We start from the raw sequence: 17,879 nt of genomic DNA on the forward strand, positions 1-17,879 counted from the left end.
ACGCGCACATTCATTATGACGTATCTATTTGATATCACGGCTGAAAGCCGTGAGGTCAACCTTCAATATCTAAATCATTTGTGATCGCGGCCTGGAAAGCCTGATATCAGACAAACCGCGCCGGATTTATTCCCGGCGCGACAATTGCGGTTGATTAAAGAGCAGCCTTCAAGGCGACATCGAGATCTTCGATCAAATCATCTGCATCTTCCAATCCGACAGACAAGCGTAACAGTCCGTCTGAAATGCCAAGCTCTGCCCGCGCTTCATCCGTAAGGTTTTTATGCGTCGTAGTAGTCGGGTGCGTAACAAGGCTTTTGGAGTCGCCCAGATTGTTGGATATCAGAATGATCTCAAGCGTATTTTCAAAGTTGAATGCCGCCTTTTTGCCGCCCTTTACTTCGAAAGCAAGCAGCGTCGAGCCACCCTTCATCTGCCGGGAAATGATGTCGGCCTGCGGATGATCTGCACGTCCCGGATAGATCACTTTTGAAATTGCGGAATGCGTTGACAGGAAATCTGCAATTTTTGCAGCACTTTCCGTTTGCTGCTTTACGCGAACGGACAGAGTTTCCAGCCCCTTCAGCATGACCCATGAATTGAAAGGGCTGAGACCTGGACCCGTATGACGGAAATATTCATGCAGGTTTTCATCGATCCAGGCTTTGTCGGAAAGGATCATGCCCCCGAGGCAACGTCCTTGGCCATCAATGTGCTTCGTTGTTGAATAGACAACAATGTGCGCGCCAAGTTCCAGTGGCTTCTGGAATAGCGGTGTAGCAAAAACATTGTCGACAATGAGCTTCGCGCCAACCGAATTGGCGACGTCAGCAACGGCACTGATGTCGATGACTTCGAGTGTCGGGTTTGTCGGGCTTTCGAGGAACAACACCTTTGTGTTGGGCCGGATAGCATTCTGCCAGTTCTCGATCCTTGAGCCGTCTATAAGCGTGAAATCCACGCCGTAACGGGGCAGCAGTGTCTCGATGATGTAGCGACAGGAGCCGAACATCGCGCGCGCGGCCAATACGTGGTCGCCAGCTTTGACCTGACAGATGATGGCTGCGGCAACCGCTGCCATGCCGGATGCGGTCGCACGCGCATCTTCCGCGCCTTCCAATGCACACATGCGCTTTTCGAACATGTCGGTTGTTGGATTGGCGTAGCGAGAATAGATGAAACCTGGCTCTTCGCCCTTGAAGCGCGCCTCGGCAGCTTCTGCGCTGGGATAAACAAATCCTTGTGTGAGAAACAGGGATTCGGACGTTTCACCAAAGCCGGAACGGAGAGTACCGGCATGAACGAGTTGGGTAGCAGGGCGGAATGTACGGGCAGTTTTCCCGATTTTTGTATCTTCTGGCATCGTCTTCTCAATCTGCCTGATCAGGCAATAAAAAACCGGCCTTGCGTGAATCGCAAAAAGGCCGGACGATACCGGGCCTCTTTTAGCAAATTATTTTACGTGGCTGCAAGCCGGCCGGCCAAATCACCACGGGATAAAACTGCTTTAATCCTCTCTGGCGCTTGCGTCAACGGGGTGAAACGCTAAAGCTTTTGTGAGATTTTACAGGATTGAACGGCCAACATGAGCAGACAACCCGCGGGCATTCTCGCCGATAACGGTATCAAGGCATTATATCAGGCGGGGTCGCTGAAGACTGCGCGGGATTTTGACAGTGATCAGATTCAGCCGGCAAGTCTCGATCTGCGCTTGGGCACCAAAGCCTATCGGGTACGGGCCAGCTTCATGCCAGGGCCGGGGACTCCGGTTTTGGCCAAGCTCGAGCGGCTGAAACTGCACGAGATTGATCTGAGCGAGGGAGCAGTTCTCGAAACCGGCTGTGTTTACATCGTGCCGCTTCTGGAAAGCCTGAACCTTCCGGAAAATGTATCAGCTTCCGCCAATCCGAAGAGCTCGACAGGCAGGCTGGATATCTTCACGCGTGTAATTGTAGACGGTGCGCAGGAATTCGATAAAGTTCCAGCCGGATATAAGGGACCGCTTTATCTGGAAGTCAGCCCCCGCACATTCCCGATCGTCGCAAGGGCAGGCTCTCGCCTGTCACAGATAAGGTTCCGGACGGGCAGGGCTCAGCTGGAAGAGGCGGAACTGACAGCCCTACACGCCAATGAAACATTGGTCGCATCGGAGACGCCAAATATCTCCGGCGGTGGTATCGCGCTTTCTATCGATTTGACAGGTGATGCGAATGGACTTGTCGGATATCGTGGAAAGCACCATACCGGTGTCGTCGACGTCGACAAGCGTGGCGCGCATGACCTTTTTGACTTCTGGGAACCAATTCATGATCGCGGTGCTCGCGAACTGGTCCTTGATCCTGACGAATTTTATATTCTGGTTTCTCGAGAGGCAGTGCATGTGCCGCCGCTTTATGCGGCGGAAATGACACCTTTTGATCCGCTGGTTGGCGAATTCCGGGTTCACTATGCCGGTTTCTTCGATCCCGGCTTCGGCCACACGGCTGCAGGCGGCACCGGAAGCCGCGCCGTGCTGGAGGTTCGCAGTCACGAAGTGCCGTTCATCCTTGAGCACGGCCAGATTGTTGGACGATTGATCTATGAGCATATGCTTGAGCGCCCCGGTGCACTTTACGGTACGGACTTAGGTTCAAACTATCAGGCCCAAGGGCTCAAGCTCTCCAAACATTTCAAATGAGCTTGATGATGCTGAGTCCTGCTTGACAAAGCTGGCTGCAAACAGTCCTGATAAGAGTAGGCGGGTGTAGCTCAATGGTAGAGCAGCAGCTTCCCAAGCTGAATACGAGGGTTCGATTCCCTTCACCCGCTCCAGCCTTTATTGAGCTCCACTCCACAGCCAGATCGTTACGGAACCGGAGCGTCCACGAATCTCCGTCTCGAGAGGCCCGGTGAGCGCGCCTGTTTTGTAGGGTGCACTATCGGAGCCAGCTACGTGCAAAATCTCCGAGCTCAAGGCGAGTTCCGCTTTGTTAGAGGCCGCCACTTCCATCAACCGGCTTGCGACGTTCACCGTGTCTCCGGTCGCGGTAATCTGTTGGCGTCCATCGCCGCCGAGGCGCGATGCTATGACTGTGCCAAAATGTGCGCCTGTCTTGAAGCCAATCCGGGAACTGCTCGACAAGGGCAGCGATGCCAGCCACAAGCGGGTTCGGTTGCACAGGTTGATACAACAGCGCACTGCGTTGGGCGCATCGTCCGCCGAAGCTTGCGGTAGGCCAAACAGGATCATCGCGCCGTCGCCCATGTAGCTGGTGATCGTGCCGCTGCATGCCGCAACCTCGTCATCGACAAGTTTGTAGAATGCATTCAGCAGTTCGCGCGTCGAATTGGGGCCAAGTGTTTCGCTGAGGCCGGTAAAACCGGAAAGATCAATAAAGACGATTGCAGCATCCTGCCGGACAGGTTCAATCAGAAAGTCGGGGTTGCGTGCGAGCCAGTGACCAAGGCCCGGAGCCTGAACATTCTGCAGCATCTTGCTTTGATCAGCGAAGTGCTGGGCACGGCGGCGGCCAAGAAAAAGCTGAACGGCCCCAAACAATAGGACCGGTAGTCCTGCAGCGGTGATTGGCAGTGAAGCGCTCAGCCATACGCCGCTGTTAAATGCGAAGATGTTCACCATCAGCCAAACAACAAGCACAGCGACCATGGCACAAAGACCGATCACGCTGCGTTGCCAAGCTAACAGTCCAACGAGTATCAGCGGGATAACAAACGCGAAACCGGCGTCAATCATATGCGTCAATCGATTGCGAACCATTGAATCGCCACCCGCCAGCTGCGTTATTGCTGTTGAGATGACTTCAACACCCGGCAAGACCTGATCAAAAGGTGTTGGAAAAACATCGCCGCCGCCGGTAACCGTGGTGCCGAGCACGATAATTTTGCCTTCCACATCGGCAGCAGTCAGTTGTCCATTGAGTGCTGCCACCCCGCTGATTGTTTTGATTGTACCGCGAGGCCCGTAAAATGTGATCGGAACCGTCTGGCCTGCATCTGTGCGAATAAACTGGTCCCCCAACGAAACACCGCCGGGTTCGAAGGTTGGCTCATTTCCCGATGCCAGTGCCACTGCCTGCAACGAGAAAGAAGGCTGTATCTCACTGCCTCTCTTGAACAGCATGGGGATGTATCGGGGAGTGCCGGACTGGTCAGTGGCCACATTGACGATTCCGATGGGCGCAGCATCTGAAAACTGTTTCTGGGGCAGCAGAAAGCTTGCTGCATCGGGTACGCGCTCCAGCGCATCGGCGCTGTCATCAACCACCTGTCTTCCATCGGGAAAGACTGCAGCTGCAGCGATGAGAGATTTGCTCGAAGACAGTGCCGCTGATAATGCTGCATCTCCATCCACTGTGCCCGGATCGACAAACAGCATGTCGAGGGCGATAAGCTTGGGCTTTAAACTCGCCACCTCTTCGACCATCGCTGCAAGCTTTGCCCGGGCAAGGGGATAGCTGCCCGCCTGTGCTACCGTGGCGTCATCAATCGCGATTATCCTGACGATATCGGGAACGGATTTTTTACCGCGGATGATCGTTCTCAAATCGGTAAGCGTGGCTTCAACGCGTTCAAGAAACCAGACATTTCCTCTGATGTGCATTATTCCCAGACCAGCGCTCCAGACGCAGGTCAAAATCAGGGCGGCCAGCGTAAGCGCCAAACGTTTATTCATCGTGGTCTACTGTCCGAGCCGCGCCAGCAATGCAGATGCCCGGGCTGCAGGCCAGCGCTTGACGATCAGTGGACCACGGCCGGTATCCACATCGACACCTTCGCCGGGTTTGAGCACGACGCCATTATTGCCATCCGGCCGCGTCACTTGAACAGCGCCCCTGACCACGAAAACTGCGGTAGTCCCAGCGCTTGTATCGACTGCCCATTTCGTGCCGCGGACGGCGGCTATGGCTTGCGGTGTGATAACTTCGAATCCTGAAGGCAATTTGGGTGCATCGAGCAGAATAGCTTTCCTTTGCAGGCGCGCCGCATCAACATTGCCGTCGCGATTGCGGTCGAGCAGAGTATATTGAGCCCCACGTTCCGGCGTGATTGTCAAACCGTTATTGCACTTCAGTATCTGGCGCGATGTACCGCCGACTTGCGTCAACACGCAGCCTGGCTTGCCCGATTGGGCAAAAGCACCTGTGACGCCGGCAACGCAGATCCAGCTTAAAACTGCGGCGCCCATGAATCTGGCCGTTGAAATCATATAAATTATCCCCGTTCCACAAGCCAGTGGGCTCAGTTCACTGCCAGTATAGGACTATTGCTACGCCATTCAAAGCGCTGGCAGGTAATGATTACTATTGAGGATTTGCCGGGCAATCACCTATCATTTCGCCAGTGATAATGCTTTTTCAAGAACCGGGTCACGTCCCGCTGCATAGTCTGCAAACGTGACATCAATCTTTTCTTCAGGTGTCAAAGAGATGTTCCTCGGACCAAATGCCACCACTGCCCAAAAGCACGTTGCGGGGTCGGTGCAGCCGTTTTCATAATCCTCAAACTGGTTGCTGTATTCTACTCCGATTTTCGAGATTGGAAGAGGAATGGTCTCGCCTTCGGACCAGAACTGACCGCTGTCGCCCATGGTCTCGCCGATAAGGGTGACATTCCCCTGCGATGCGCCTTTGAGCATGGCCGCCGTAGAAATACCTGCAGAAAAAGTCGCTCGGCTCACGAGCACCAGAATACGGCCTTTCGGTGTAACAAGTCGTGGCAATGATTGCGAAAAAAGGATGGTGTTGAAGAAATCTCCGCCGCTGTTGAGGCGAAGGTCGATGACAATGGTTTTGGGTATCGATGGAAGCAGTGACTGCCTGAAAATACCGGCAAACTTCTGGTCCAGCGGCGTATCATCGACACTCGAGACTGCGTCGAGGCGTATGTAGAAGACCTTCTTGTCCTCCAACCAGGAGGTCGTCACATCCGTACGTTTTGTATAGAGCGGCGAGCGTTCTTTTATGGGGTCAAGCACATGGTTCCACCGCCCCTCGAGATCAGGATCATCAGGCACAAGGACGGTGTACCCTCTATTGATGTTTTTGCCTTTGTCGCCCGGATCCGGGGTCGATACGGCGTTTAATTTGACCTGTTCGGTACGCCCGTCCGCAAGGCGTAATGTAAGCGGGATTTCCTGCCCGGATGTGGCACCAACGTGTTCCAGCACATCGGGGCTGGTCAAAAGATTGGCGCTCAGGAAGCGGATGCGTTGGTCAGTGCCGGAGATAAACGGCGCAATTTTCGCGAGCGCTTCATCAGCGCTAAGGGAGCCGAGTTTTTCGATACGCGCGCCAATCAGGTATGCAAGTTCCGGTTGCACTTTGACAATGTACAAACCATCAGCGAACCACCATGCTTTGACCGGCAGAGCGTTCATCATATTGGCTGCCCGGGCTACCGTATGCCCGTTTCGGGCAACAGCTACAGCGCGCATCACTTCCAGTGCAAAGCCTTTTGTAGAAAGTTTATCGGCGGCGGCTGTCGTATTGTCGACGATGCGCTCGAACTCAAGGCGTTGTGTATCGGAGAAGCTTTTGTCCTGAGAAGCCCACTCTGTCTTGAGAAACTTCAGGTCCTCGCGCATTTGCGCAGGGGTCAAATCCGGCAACGCGCTCGGTGGCGGCGTTTGTGCAAAAGCTGGAATGGTTAGGATAAAAAAACTGGCCAATGCCAAGGCGCTGGGCTTCCAGCGTGCCAGGGTCGTGCTCATCATGTCTCTCCCGCTGCCGTGTGGGACAACCGCAAAGCACCTGAATATCACTCAGCGGTTGAATCACGCAGTTCCAATCCCAACCTTACATGGCGTTGGGCGAATATCAACGAACAGGTCAAACTTGATCGTGGTTGGTAAAGATCATAAGAGTTGTCGGCATATGCAGCGAGCACTGGAGTAAACATGTCAGAACGCACAAACCGTTTCTTGGGAGATACGCCGGGAAGGGTGTTGCTGAAGCTGATAATTGTCTCACTGGTTGTAGGCGTCGTTATGAGTGCCTTCGACTGGTCGCCCATGGATATCGTCTATGGAATCGAAAACTTCATCCGGCGCATCTGGAATCTCGGTTTTGGCGCGATTGAAGGCTTCGCATCCTATTTGCTTTTGGGAGCCGCGGTCGTTGTTCCTTGTTTCATCATATTGCGGATTCTGAACTATCGCCGGTAGAAGAATATTGCCAATTTGCTCCACTGTAACGTGAAGCAGCCATAATTGAGCGCTACCCGCATGCGCTCAATATTCAAGGGTTGCTCATGCCAAATAACAGTCTTCAGATTTCCCGCCGGCGGTTCGTACACCTCGCTGCCTTGGCAACCCTGTTTCCCGTAGCCGCGTGCCAGACTATCGGACCAGCTGGAAATGGCACCGGCGCATCGGGCTCGGCCAGCGCAAACATCAATAATATACGCACTGGTAATGGTTTGTCCGGATTGGTGAGCGATGCTGCTCTGGAACGGGCGGCAGGACAGCAGGCCGCGTACATGGCGAAAGCCGGGCGAATGGTTCACACTACGGGCTGGGGAAAAAGTTTTGAAGCGCGAGTCAAGGATAACGAAATCCATGGTGCAGCCGCTGAGAATATTGCCATGGGGCGCATGGATATTGATCGGCTTTTTGCCATGTGGATGGCGTCTCCACCGCATCGGCGTAATATGCTGGACGCTCGCTTCAAGCGCTATGGTTTGGCATATGCCGAAGCAAAAGGCGGTGGCGGGGAGCGGTACTGGGCTCTCGTTCTTGCAAGTTGATGAAGATCGCAGCGATTAGTCTGGAAAGCTGCGGATTGTGGTGGCATAGAAGAGGGTAGCAGCTACTTTTGGTTGCATTCCCGGTGCGTGCATGACGACTGATACAACGCCTATCACAGCCACAAAGACAGTTCGTCCATTTGAAGTAACGAACCGTCTGATGCTGGCGATTACCATTCCGGTCATGTTGGCGTCACTGACCACACCGCTGCTTGGCCTCGTGGACACTGCAGTAGTTGGCCAGCTTGGGGATCCGCATTTGCTTGGCGGACTTGCAATTGGCGCGCTGGTTTTTGACTTCCTGTTTTCCACCATGAACTTCCTGCGCGCAGGTACAACCGGTTTGGTTGCGCAGGCGATGGGCAGGCACGACAATGTGGAGCAACAGGCTGTATTCTGGCGTGCTATCGGGATTGCCCTGATTGCAGGATTGATCTTCATAGCTGCAATGCCGCTCATACTTGGCGCTACAATCAGCTTCATGAACCCGGACAATGCAGTTGCGGAGGCCATGTCGACTTATGTGTCGATACGGCTGCTCTCTTCTCCCATGGCTTTGGGAAACTTCGTGGTGCTTGGATTGCTGTTGGGACAGGGAAAAGCCATGCAGGGGCTCTATCTGCAATTCCTGCTCAATGGCGTGAATGTGGCGATGACGATCTGGTTTGGATTGATCCTCGGCTGGGGCGTTGTCGGTATTGCATGGGGAACTGTGCTGGGTGAAAGCGTTGCCTTGCTGGTTGGCCTCGTTGTTATTTACAGGCAGTTTCGTGCAGTCCCCAATCCCTCACGTGCGCGCATTTTCGATATGCATGAGATACGCCGGATGTTTACGGTCAACCGCGATATCATGCTGCGCTCATTCTTCCTCTTGATTGCTTATGCCTATTTCACACGGGCAGGCACTGAAGCTGGTGCAATAACGCTGGCGACGAACGCCGTTCTCATGAATTTTCTGCTGATATCTGGCTATCTGATCGACGGCGTTACAACGGCTGCAGAACAGATTTCCGGTCGCGCGGTGGGTGCTCATTATCGCCCGGCGTTTGATCGCGGAATAAGATTGTCGTTCCTGTGGGGGATGGTGCTGGCATCAATCATGGCGCTGTTTTTCCTTATCTATGGGGATGCCATTGTTGCGATGCTAATAAAGTCGCCGGAAGTACAGGCAATGGCGGCGCTCTACATGCCTTGGGCAGCGCTTGCGCCCGTCGTCGGCCTGCTGGCATTCCACATGGATGGGGTGTTCATAGGCGCAACGTGGTCGCGCGACATGCGCAATATGATGATCCTGTCGCTGGTTGGTTACTTCATCGCCTATTTCGTATTGCCGAAATATTTTGGCAATCATGGATTGTGGCTGGCTCTGCACCTGTTTCTAGGGCTGCGCGGTATTTCGTTGTTGTGTATCCTTCCCAGTAGGGCCCGTCTGCAGTTCGCAAATTAGTCCGGTGTGTTTCGCGATGCCCAGTCACTGACATCCCGGTCGCGCAGTTCGGCGATATGCTTGATACCATCACGCCGAAGCGCTGCCGATAAATCTTTGACGATCTGGCCTGGAAGCCCCGGTCCGCGGTAAATCATACTGGTATAAAGCTGGACAAGGTCTGCACCTGCCCGGATCTTGGCGATCGCCGTTGCGGCACTATCAACACCGCCCACGCCTATAATCGGAAGATTCACGCCAACGCGTTGACGCATCTTGGCAAGCACAATTGTCGAACGCTCAAAAACAGGCCGCCCCGAAAGCCCACCTGCTTCTGCAGTATGATTAATGCTCTTCAAGCCCGAACGTGCCAATGTCGTGTTCGAAATGATAAGGCCATCAAGTGGATGCAGGGCAATTTCGGCGGCGATGTCATCAAGACTGCTGTCCGGCAAATCTGGCGCGATCTTCAGGAAAACGGGCCGTCTGGTTCCAGCAGTCTCAGCTAGTCCGTCACGGGTTTCCAAAACCTGACCAAGCAGTTCTTTCAAGCTTTCCCGCGCTTGCAGGTCCCGCAAGCCAGGCGTGTTGGGCGAAGAAATGTTGACGGTGAAGTAGCTGGCAAGTTCATAAAACTTGCGTATCCCTGCAACGTAGTCTGCAACGCGATCCGTAGAATCTTTGTTCGCGCCGATATTGACTCCGACGATGCCGCCGCGTGCCCGCCGTTCACTCAGGCGCTGAAAAGCAGCGTCATGTCCGCCATTGTTGAAGCCAAGCCGATTGATGACTGCATCATCTTCCACCAGCCGGAAAATGCGAGGCTTCGGATTTCCCGCTTGGGCCACTGGCGTCAATGTGCCAACCTCAGCAAACCCGAAACCAAGCTTCAGCAAGGCATCGGGAATCTCGGCATTCTTGTCGTAACCCGCAGCCATGCCGAGTGGATTGGGAAACTCAATGCCAGCTACATTGATACGCAAAGCCGGATCGTTGGTCGCGGTGCACGCTGGAAGCAATCCCGTTTTGAGCGCTTTGATTGAAAGCCCATGAGCACTCTCTGGATCGAAGCTGAACAGGAGTTTGCGGCCAATTGCCTGGAATAGATCGCTCATCCGTTGAGTTCCGGAAATACATGTTTGCCATCGCCATCGAGTGGCAGGGGCTTGACCCATTCAACCGCATCAAGCGGCAATGCTGCATATAGATGCGGAAAGAGGGCGCCACCACGAGACACTTCGAACTTGAGAGCCTGACCGAGTTTGTCGGATCGAACGGCAATCAACAGCAGGTCGGCCTGCCCGGCAAAATGCTTGTCGGCCGTTTCGCGGGCCTGCTCTGCCGTGGAGAAATGAATATATCCATCGGCATGGTCGATAGGTGCGCCATCAAACAAACCGTTACTTTCGGCTGTTTGCCAGAGGGCACGTGGTGCAATTTTATAGATCAATTGGGTCATGGCAGATTTACTAGACGCAAATCCGCCATGCGCAAAGCATAGACTGTGGTCGATAACAGAAATATCGGCCCGGTTCGGATTTTTGGCGTATTGTTAGCTGATCCTGGCCGAACGCCAATTGCTGGAGATTTCTAATGACCAACACACTTGCATCGGTTGTCGTTCTTGTTGCGATGTCATTTATGGCAGGCCCCGCACTGGCAGAGGAGACGACCAACTACTCACTTGAAAAAACCGTGGATGGCTATGTCCGGATGAACAACAAGACAGGCGAAATGTCCATCTGTCATGAAAAGCTTGGGCAGTTGGCATGCAAAGTTGCAGCCGAGGAACGCACTCTTTATGAGGAAGATATAGCCGACCTCAAGGCGCGGGTTGCCAAACTCGAAGACACAGTGGCTGGTATAGGCAAGCTTCCCCCGGTGGTGCGCGATAATCTTCCTTCAGACGAGGACTTCGAAAAAGGCCTAAACTATATGGAAAAATTCATGCGGCGGTTCATGGGATTGGCCAAAGAACTTGATGGTGAAGACAAGACTCCCGCAGCCCCGCAGAAAACCTGAAGTTCGTGTTCTCTGACAGGAACTTGGCAGTAGGAACTGTGCAGTAAAGCGCAATTGTTCTTGATTTGTTCCGTATTTTGAGGCACATTTATCGCTCAGGATTCTTCTCTGGGAGCGATGAAATGTTTGCCGTACCAACATTGATTGGAGAGGTTTCGATCAGGCTTTTTGTGCGTCATGGCGACCAGCAGGATGCCCTCGATTTTTATGAGAATGTATTTGGTGCAAAGTTGGCCGGGCGGCCATATTTGCACGACGGAGTGATGATAGCTGCTGAAATCCGTATGGGTGAATCTGTGATCATGATCGTGGGAGCAAATCCGAAACGCGATGCGGATGCATCATTGGGCGGTCCGCGATCTGCCCATGCCATTGGTGCGACGCCTGTTATGCTCGACATCCATGTGGATGATGCGGACCGGGTAATGCATCACGCCGTCTCGGAAGGCGGAGAAGCCCGTAATGAGGTGGAAACGCTGGAAAGCGGTGATCGAGCAGGTGTGCTTGTCGACCCGTTCGGCCATATATGGGTTATTAAATCCCGGCGTAAGCACCTCGCCGCCTGAGCAGTCAAGGGAGGGTAATCTATCCTAACCATATTGCGCCGAAGAGAAGTTGTAACTTTGAAAAGAGGTTTTAGCCGGCAGTCAGCGCCGGCCAAAATACTTCAGGCTGCGAAACGTTTGGTGGCAGAAACGAGCTCGTGCACGATTCCCGGTTCACTGACAGCGTGTCCGGCATCCTCGACAATGCGAAGATCGGCCTCGGGCCAGACTTTCTTCAAGTGCCATGCGTTCAGTACAGGTGTGCACATGTCATAACGCCCGTGGACAATGATACCTGGAATATCTCGGATCAGATGTGCATTGCGCAGCAGGTGGTCATCCGTGTCGAAAAAGCCCTTGTTCTGGAAATAGTGGCACTCGATGCGCGCGAAGGCGATAGCAAAATGATCAGCACCGAATGCATCCGCTCTGGCAGGGTCGGGCAACAGGGAAAGCGCAGAGCCCTCCCATCGTGCCCAAAGCTTGGCTGCAGCCAGACGTACAGCTTCGTCAGGGTCGGTAAGACGTTTGTAATAGGCGGCTATCATATCGCCGCGCTCGTCCTCAGGAATATGCTCCTGATATGCCTCAAAGCGGTCCGGATAAATAATGCTCGCCCCGTTTGAGTAGAACCAGTCAATTTCGAAACGGCGAATAAGAAATATACCGCGCAGGATAAGCTCGGTTACTTTGTCAGGATGAGATTGGGCATAGGCCAGAGAAAGTGTTGATCCCCATGAGCCCCCAAAAACCTGCCACTTTTCTACACCGAGATGGGTGCGAATACGCTCCATATCGGCGACCAGATCCCAGGTCGTGTTTTCATTCAACTCGGCATATGGCGTTGATTTTCCGCAACCGCGTTGATCGAACAGAATGATACGGTAAAGCTCGGGATCATGCAGGCGGCGCATGGTCGGGTTTATACCACCACCCGGCCCGCCGTGAACCATGATGACAGGCTTGCCGTCAGGATTGCCGCACTCCTCCACGTGAATTGTGTGAAGCTCCGACACTTCCAACATTTGTTCAGAATAAGGTTGCGTCTCGGGATAGAGAGTATGTGTAATCATCGAATTCGACTTTCAAACTATTCCCACAATGGATAATCGCTTGTGATTAAGATTTTAACAAGGCTTTTCCGCATTTCGCATGTAGCCAATAAAGCTGTGGTGAGTAAAACTTTTTCACGTGTTAAAATCTGGTTGATATATCAGAAAAATTGGCGTTAGTCGTTAGCATTAGACATTTAGGATTAGAGCTGCTTCATTTTATTATCAAGGGTTGTTAGGCCATGAAGTATACACTTGTGATTGTAGATGATCACCCCTTGTTCAGAGGTGCATTGAAACTTGCGCTTTCATCTTCCACAGATAACGTCGAGATCATTGAAATTGGCGATCTCGATGGAGCCAAAGAGCTTATTACATCATCTCTCGATATCGATTTGATTTTGCTGGATCTGTCCTTGAATGGAATTGGCGGAATGACGGGACTGATTTCTCTGAGGTCTCTCCAACCCCTCGTTCCAATCGCAATCGTTTCGGCGACGGACGATCCGGTAACAATTCGGGCAGCGCTCGGGTTGGGTGCCTCAGGATTCATATCCAAAGCGTCGACCCCGGAAGTTATCAGCACGGCAGTGCAAACGATCCTTGATGGTGGGATCTGGTCACCATTGATCGATGAGGAGCAAGGTCAGTTGGATGCGGATCTCGCCGATCTGATCAAATGCATTCGCAAGCTGACGCCCCAACAGGCACGCGTGCTTGATTTGATGGCTGATGGAATGCTTAACAAGCAGATAGCACACGATCTCAACGTTTCGGAAGCGACGATCAAAGCGCACGTATCAGCGGTACTTTACAAGCTTGGCGTAGAGAGCCGCACGCAAGCTGTGATAAGAATTGCTCGTTTCAAGGAAGAAGCAGCGCCTGTAGAAATTTCGCATGCCGGGCTGCAGTAGTCATTGCGCCGCAATATCCTGACGGAAATGCGAAAGTAGAGCTCGCAAGATTGCTGGCCGTACCGGCTTATTGATGAGGGATATTCCGAGCGTATTTGCCTGCTGCTGCACGTCATTGGACCTCTCTGCGGTGATCAACGCCGCATGGACATCTCTGTCATAGTGGCTTCGGAACAATTGTATCAAGTCGAGGCCATTCTCTTCCGCAAGGTTATAGTCGGCAAGAATTGCATCTGGAGCAGATTGTCCCTGCAGACAAAATTCGCGCACGTCGTTGCCATTTTGAAAGGGAAACACTGTACAGCCCCAGGCACTCAGGAGTTGTTCCAAACCCGCCAGGGACTCCGTATTGTCATCGACGCAAAGTATGCGCATGCCACTTAAAGAACCTGCCGGTTGCATTACCGGGATGGTTGGACTGGAAGACAGTGCCAAGGCGTTGGAAAGCGGAATTGTTACTGAAAACACTGAACCCTTGCCAACGACAGAGCTCACCACGATATCCAAATCAAGAATTTTGCCAATTCGTTCTACAATGGACAAACCCAGTCCAAGACCATCCGATTCTTTCATACCTTCGGCCAGGCGGGCGAATTCGCGGAAAATATAGTCGAGTTTTGATGGAGCAATACCGATGCCTGTGTCGCAAACCTTTAACTGTACAAATTCGCCTTGCTTTCTCACGCCGACCAGTATCCGTCCACTACGGCTATACTTGATTGCATTGGAGACAAGGTTTTGGATCAGGCGCCTTAACAGATTGCGGTCTGTGGTAACGATTGCAGAAGTTGCAACAATACGCAGTTCCAACCCTTTTTCATGAGCAACAGGGGAGAAATCTCTCCCTATCTGTTGGAGCAACGCATCAAGACGAAATACGGAGATAACAGGTTTGAGTGCACCGGTATCGAGCTGGGAGATATCGAGAAGCGCGCTGATTATGGACTCGACGGCCTCCAGTGAGGAGTCGATATTTTGTACAAGGTCACTCTCACGCATATCACCCAAGCGCTCGATCAATGCCGATGAGTATAGGCGTGCAGCATTCAATGGCTGGAGAATATCGTGACCGGCATCGGCCAGAAAACGGGTCTTTTCAATGTTGGCTTCTTCTGCTCGCTTTTGGGCCTTGGCCAGTTGCTGGTTTGCCAATGTCAGCTCCGCTGTGCGATCACGAACACGCTGCTCCAGCGATTCATTGGTCTGCCGCAACAACTCATCTGTGTTAACGATTTCGCTTATATCGGTAAAGGTTGTAACCAATCCGCCATCGGGCATGGGGTTGGAACGGATTTCCATAGTTCTTCCGCTTTTTTTTAGCTTTAGCCGCAATGGCTCCGAGGCGTTGATGAAGGCTTCCCTGGTTACCGGTTGTTTCAGGGTAAAGATGTCTCCGTGGCGGAATAGAGCGATGAGAATCCGGTCAAGCGAGGTACCCATGCGCTGCTGCTCTCGCGGCAGTTCCAGAATGATCTGGAATTGCAAATTCCAACAGCTGAGGCGGTATTGGCTGTCGAATACACCAATCCCTTGATCCATTTGATCCAACGCTGTTTGCAGCAGTTGCCGGTTCTGTGAAAAAGCATCTGTGGCGTGATCAAGCAGAGTTTGGGCTTGCCGCTGTGCCATGCTGGCAGGCCCCATCGCGAGAGACAAGATCAATCGCGCGGAAGGTGGCCCGACGATGCCGGACAGGAATTGTTCAGAAAAATGTATGGTGTTGAAATCTGCAGGATCATCGTCACCCAACATAATGTTGGACTGTCTATGAAAGTTGCTGAATGCAAGTTCTGTCTGTGTGCTGCCAATATATTTTGCCAGCGTGGCTTTGAGTTGCCTGACCGATATATTGGACTCCAGGCTTTTAAGCACATTTTTGGAAAGCACCTTATCTGCGATAAATATTGATGCCTGAATTCGCTCGCTGGGGGTAGCAGTGCGCGAGAATGAGCCTGCTATGAAAAGGGCGATGTTAACGGACAGGGTCCAAAAAAGACCATTCACGAAGTGGGATGCATCAAATCCAAACAGAGCCTGTGGTCGTAAAGCAATGATTCCCCACGGTCCGTCCGTAATGAAGCTGGAATCTATTGGCACCAGGCTTGGCAGTATCATCGTGTAAAACCAGACAGCCATACCACCCAGTGTACCAAGATATACGCCGCGGGCATTGGCCCGACTCCACAGCATTCCACCCAAAAAGGCTGGTACTAGCTGTACCATGGCGGTGGCGGAGATGAGGATGAGCGACGCAAAATTGGTGCTTGCAGAGATGATAAACTGATAGCCAAAGGCTGTAAGAAGAATTGCACAGACGGCAGCACGGCGAAGCATGAATATGGTTTTCGAGAAGTCTTTGGAAATGCCTGTGCCTGCCGATGTGCGCTTAAGAAAAAGCGGCAAAAGCAGGTCATTTGAAATCATCACCGACAATAATATGGATGGAAAGAGCATCATTGTTGTTGCTGCAGCCAGTCCACCGGCAAGCGCGATTATTGTCAGCCAGGGTTGCCCCCCAGCAATGGGCAGGGCAAGGAAGTAGAAGTCGACGGAAGTATCCTCTGGCAGAACGACAGAGCCGACAATAGCTATCAGAAATATGAAAATTCCCAGAAATAGCATTGTAACCGGTACAAACCAGCGTGCTGTGCGCAACTCGCCGTCATTTTTGTTATGAACAACTATGAGATGAAATTGATTGGGTAGCAGAAATGCAGACGAAGCTCCGAATACAACAAGGCTGATAAAGTTTCCTACGGAGAAGCTCTGCTGAATCGCAGGTATTTGGTTTCGACTAGCCCAAACTATACTGAAAACATCAGTGGGCGAACCGAACAGCCAAGCAGCAGTTGCCGTCCCTATGCATAGTATTGCGACATACTTCAGAACCGTGTCCAAGGCCAGGCTATGAACAAATCCATTATAGCGCTCCGCAGAGGGATTGGACCATCCGCTATAAAAGATAATGCATACTGCGGTAAGCGTTATGAAAAGGAATGGTATTGTCAGATGGCCGCCATGCTCGTGGTCTGCTTGTGGTTCGTGTGCGCCTGCCAGCACATCTAAAAGATAGTGGATCGACGTCATCTGTAGGGCAAAATAAGGGATCAGTGCGATGGCTGTGATCGAAGTAACAATGGCGGCAACGGTAAAGCTCTTGCCATAACGTGCGCCGATCATGTCAGAGATGGAGGTAATGCCTTCAACGCGCGCCAATTGCCGTAATTTCAGCAGAAAGGGAAAGCCGATCGTGAAGACGAGCAAAATTCCTACATAAAGCCCAATGAACTCGGCCCCATGCAGCGCAGCGTAGCCCGTTGAGCCGTAATAGAGCCAGCTGCTGCCACTTGCAGCTATTGCAAGTGAGTATAATAGTGGGCGTGATTTGTTTATCGTGGCTTCACTTTGACGATCCGCAATGTAGATTGTCCAGGACTGTATCAAGAAGTAAAGAATCGCGACGATTATCGCGGTCCAACTTGCCATTCTTTAATCCCCGTATCTGTCGAAAGCGTTGAGTGGTTATACGCTGGGGAGCAGGCACCGCAGCCGGCCAATCAGCTGTAGAAACATTCAACCGGTCTATTAATTAATACAAAAATTCTGTTAGTGTCGTGCTTGGACTAAGACCATCTGGGACGGATGGTTCGCATTATCACACAATACTGGAGAGTGGTATATCATGCTAAAGGAATTCAAAGAATTTGCCTTGAAAGGCAACATGGTTGATCTCGCAATCGGTGTGATCATCGGTGGTGCTTTTGGCAAACTGGTCGAATCCATTGTGGCTGATCTATTAATGCCGATCATTGGTCTGTTGACCGGTGGTATCGATTTCTCAAATCTTTACATCCAATTGTCAGGAGCTCCGGCACCTACGCTTGCAGCGGCACGTGAAGCCGGTGCAACCATTGCTTACGGCAATTTCATCACATTGCTCATCAACTTCCTCATCATTGCATGGGTGCTGTTCATGGTTGTCAAAGCCATGAACCGCTTCAAGAAGAAGGAAGTTGCGGCTGACCCTGCACCAGCAAGGGAAGAAGTTCTACTTACTGAAATACGCGATCTGCTCGCAAAAAAATAAGCACTACAAACCCCGGCCACCAAGCCGGGGTTTTCTTTTGTCAGATATTGTCAGCAGCACATCATTTCGACTGATGGAAACATCACAAAT

General features: G+C 52.2%; 16 protein-coding genes, 1 tRNA gene and 1 riboswitch. Of the genes, 9 read left to right on the top strand and 8 right to left on the bottom strand.

The window, feature by feature from the left end:
• Window positions 1-154 precede the first annotated feature (154 nt).
• On the bottom strand, window positions 155-1,363 hold the full coding sequence (locus tag PMI41_RS05645; protein WP_008122682.1) for an O-succinylhomoserine sulfhydrylase: 1,209 nt from the start codon (window positions 1,361-1,363) through the stop codon (window positions 155-157).
• Window positions 1,364-1,423: 60 nt separating this feature from the next.
• Window positions 1,424-1,503: riboswitch (SAM riboswitch) on the bottom strand.
• A gap of 82 nt (window positions 1,504-1,585) precedes the next feature.
• On the opposite strand from PMI41_RS05645, the gene PMI41_RS05650 reads away from it, so the two are divergent.
• Entirely contained in the window at window positions 1,586-2,677 is a 1,092-nt protein-coding gene (locus tag PMI41_RS05650; RefSeq protein ID WP_008122683.1) for a 2'-deoxycytidine 5'-triphosphate deaminase, read from the top strand.
• Window positions 2,678-2,737: 60 nt separating this feature from the next.
• Window positions 2,738-2,811: transfer RNA gene (locus PMI41_RS05655), tRNA-Gly, on the top strand.
• Window positions 2,812-2,815: 4 nt separating this feature from the next.
• Here the strand turns inward: PMI41_RS05655 and PMI41_RS05660 are convergent.
• The 3 genes from PMI41_RS05660 to PMI41_RS05670 all read right to left on the bottom strand — a co-directional run bounded on the left by PMI41_RS05660 (window position 2,816) and on the right by PMI41_RS05670 (window position 6,712).
• Entirely contained in the window at window positions 2,816-4,672 is a 1,857-nt protein-coding gene (locus tag PMI41_RS05660) for an adenylate/guanylate cyclase domain-containing protein (RefSeq protein WP_008122685.1), read from the bottom strand.
• A 6-nt stretch (window positions 4,673-4,678) separates the two neighbouring features.
• A complete protein-coding gene (locus PMI41_RS05665) occupies window positions 4,679-5,206 on the bottom strand; it encodes a FecR domain-containing protein (protein WP_008122688.1) in 528 nt (175 codons plus the stop codon).
• Window positions 5,207-5,329: 123 nt separating this feature from the next.
• Window positions 5,330-6,712 (bottom strand): peptidase S41, encoded by a 1,383-nt coding sequence (locus tag PMI41_RS05670; RefSeq protein ID WP_244423903.1) that lies wholly within the window; start codon window positions 6,710-6,712, stop codon window positions 5,330-5,332.
• Between the two features lie 183 nt (window positions 6,713-6,895).
• Here PMI41_RS05670 and PMI41_RS05675 point away from each other — a divergent pair, with 183 nt between their 5' ends.
• The 3 genes from PMI41_RS05675 to PMI41_RS05685 all read left to right on the top strand — a co-directional run bounded on the left by PMI41_RS05675 (window position 6,896) and on the right by PMI41_RS05685 (window position 9,190).
• The gene (locus PMI41_RS05675) at window positions 6,896-7,162 is read left to right on the top strand and encodes a DUF6460 domain-containing protein (protein WP_008122692.1); all 267 of its coding nucleotides are present in this window, start codon (window positions 6,896-6,898) and stop codon (window positions 7,160-7,162) included.
• 86 nt (window positions 7,163-7,248) lie between these two features.
• The gene (locus PMI41_RS05680) at window positions 7,249-7,743 is read left to right on the top strand and encodes a CAP domain-containing protein (RefSeq protein ID WP_008122693.1); all 495 of its coding nucleotides are present in this window, start codon (window positions 7,249-7,251) and stop codon (window positions 7,741-7,743) included.
• Window positions 7,744-7,834: 91 nt separating this feature from the next.
• Window positions 7,835-9,190, top strand: a complete 1,356-nt coding sequence (locus tag PMI41_RS05685) for an MATE family efflux transporter (protein WP_008122694.1) — start codon at window positions 7,835-7,837, stop codon at window positions 9,188-9,190.
• Here the strand turns inward: PMI41_RS05685 and PMI41_RS05690 are convergent.
• Both PMI41_RS05690 and PMI41_RS05695 read right to left on the bottom strand, forming a co-directional pair.
• Window positions 9,187-10,284: a quinone-dependent dihydroorotate dehydrogenase gene (locus tag PMI41_RS05690; RefSeq protein ID WP_008122696.1), complete on the bottom strand. Its 1,098-nt coding sequence runs from the start codon at window positions 10,282-10,284 to the stop codon at window positions 9,187-9,189. The genes PMI41_RS05685 and PMI41_RS05690 overlap by 4 nt on opposite strands.
• On the bottom strand, window positions 10,281-10,628 hold the full coding sequence (locus PMI41_RS05695; protein WP_008122698.1) for a DUF952 domain-containing protein: 348 nt from the start codon (window positions 10,626-10,628) through the stop codon (window positions 10,281-10,283). The genes PMI41_RS05690 and PMI41_RS05695 overlap by 4 nt, the downstream gene beginning before the upstream one ends.
• 134 nt (window positions 10,629-10,762) lie before the next feature.
• Here PMI41_RS05695 and PMI41_RS05700 point away from each other — a divergent pair, with 134 nt between their 5' ends.
• Window positions 10,763-11,191, top strand: a complete 429-nt coding sequence (locus PMI41_RS05700; protein ID WP_008122702.1) for a hypothetical protein — start codon at window positions 10,763-10,765, stop codon at window positions 11,189-11,191.
• Window positions 11,192-11,313: 122 nt separating this feature from the next.
• A complete protein-coding gene (locus tag PMI41_RS05705) occupies window positions 11,314-11,757 on the top strand; it encodes a VOC family protein (RefSeq protein ID WP_008122704.1) in 444 nt (147 codons plus the stop codon).
• A 101-nt stretch (window positions 11,758-11,858) separates the two neighbouring features.
• Here the strand turns inward: PMI41_RS05705 and pip are convergent, their stop codons facing one another.
• The gene (gene pip / locus PMI41_RS05710; protein ID WP_008122706.1) at window positions 11,859-12,809 is read right to left on the bottom strand and encodes a prolyl aminopeptidase; all 951 of its coding nucleotides are present in this window, start codon (window positions 12,807-12,809) and stop codon (window positions 11,859-11,861) included.
• A gap of 221 nt (window positions 12,810-13,030) precedes the next feature.
• Between pip and PMI41_RS05715 the strand changes: the two genes are divergently transcribed.
• Entirely contained in the window at window positions 13,031-13,702 is a 672-nt protein-coding gene (locus PMI41_RS05715; protein WP_008122708.1) for a response regulator transcription factor, read from the top strand.
• Here the strand turns inward: PMI41_RS05715 and PMI41_RS05720 are convergent, their stop codons facing one another.
• Window positions 13,703-17,188 carry a PAS-domain containing protein gene (locus PMI41_RS05720; protein ID WP_008122710.1) on the bottom strand — a complete coding sequence of 1,162 codons (3,486 nt, stop codon included), beginning with the start codon at window positions 17,186-17,188 and terminating at the stop codon, window positions 13,703-13,705.
• Between the two features lie 196 nt (window positions 17,189-17,384).
• Between PMI41_RS05720 and mscL the strand changes: the two genes are divergently transcribed.
• Complete coding sequence (mscL, locus tag PMI41_RS05725; protein ID WP_008122712.1) at window positions 17,385-17,789, top strand: large conductance mechanosensitive channel protein MscL; 405 nt, start codon at window positions 17,385-17,387, stop codon at window positions 17,787-17,789.
• Window positions 17,790-17,879: the final 90 nt, after the last annotated feature.

Source organism: Phyllobacterium sp. YR531, assembly GCF_000282595.1.
Lineage (GTDB): Bacteria > Pseudomonadota > Alphaproteobacteria > Rhizobiales > Rhizobiaceae > Phyllobacterium.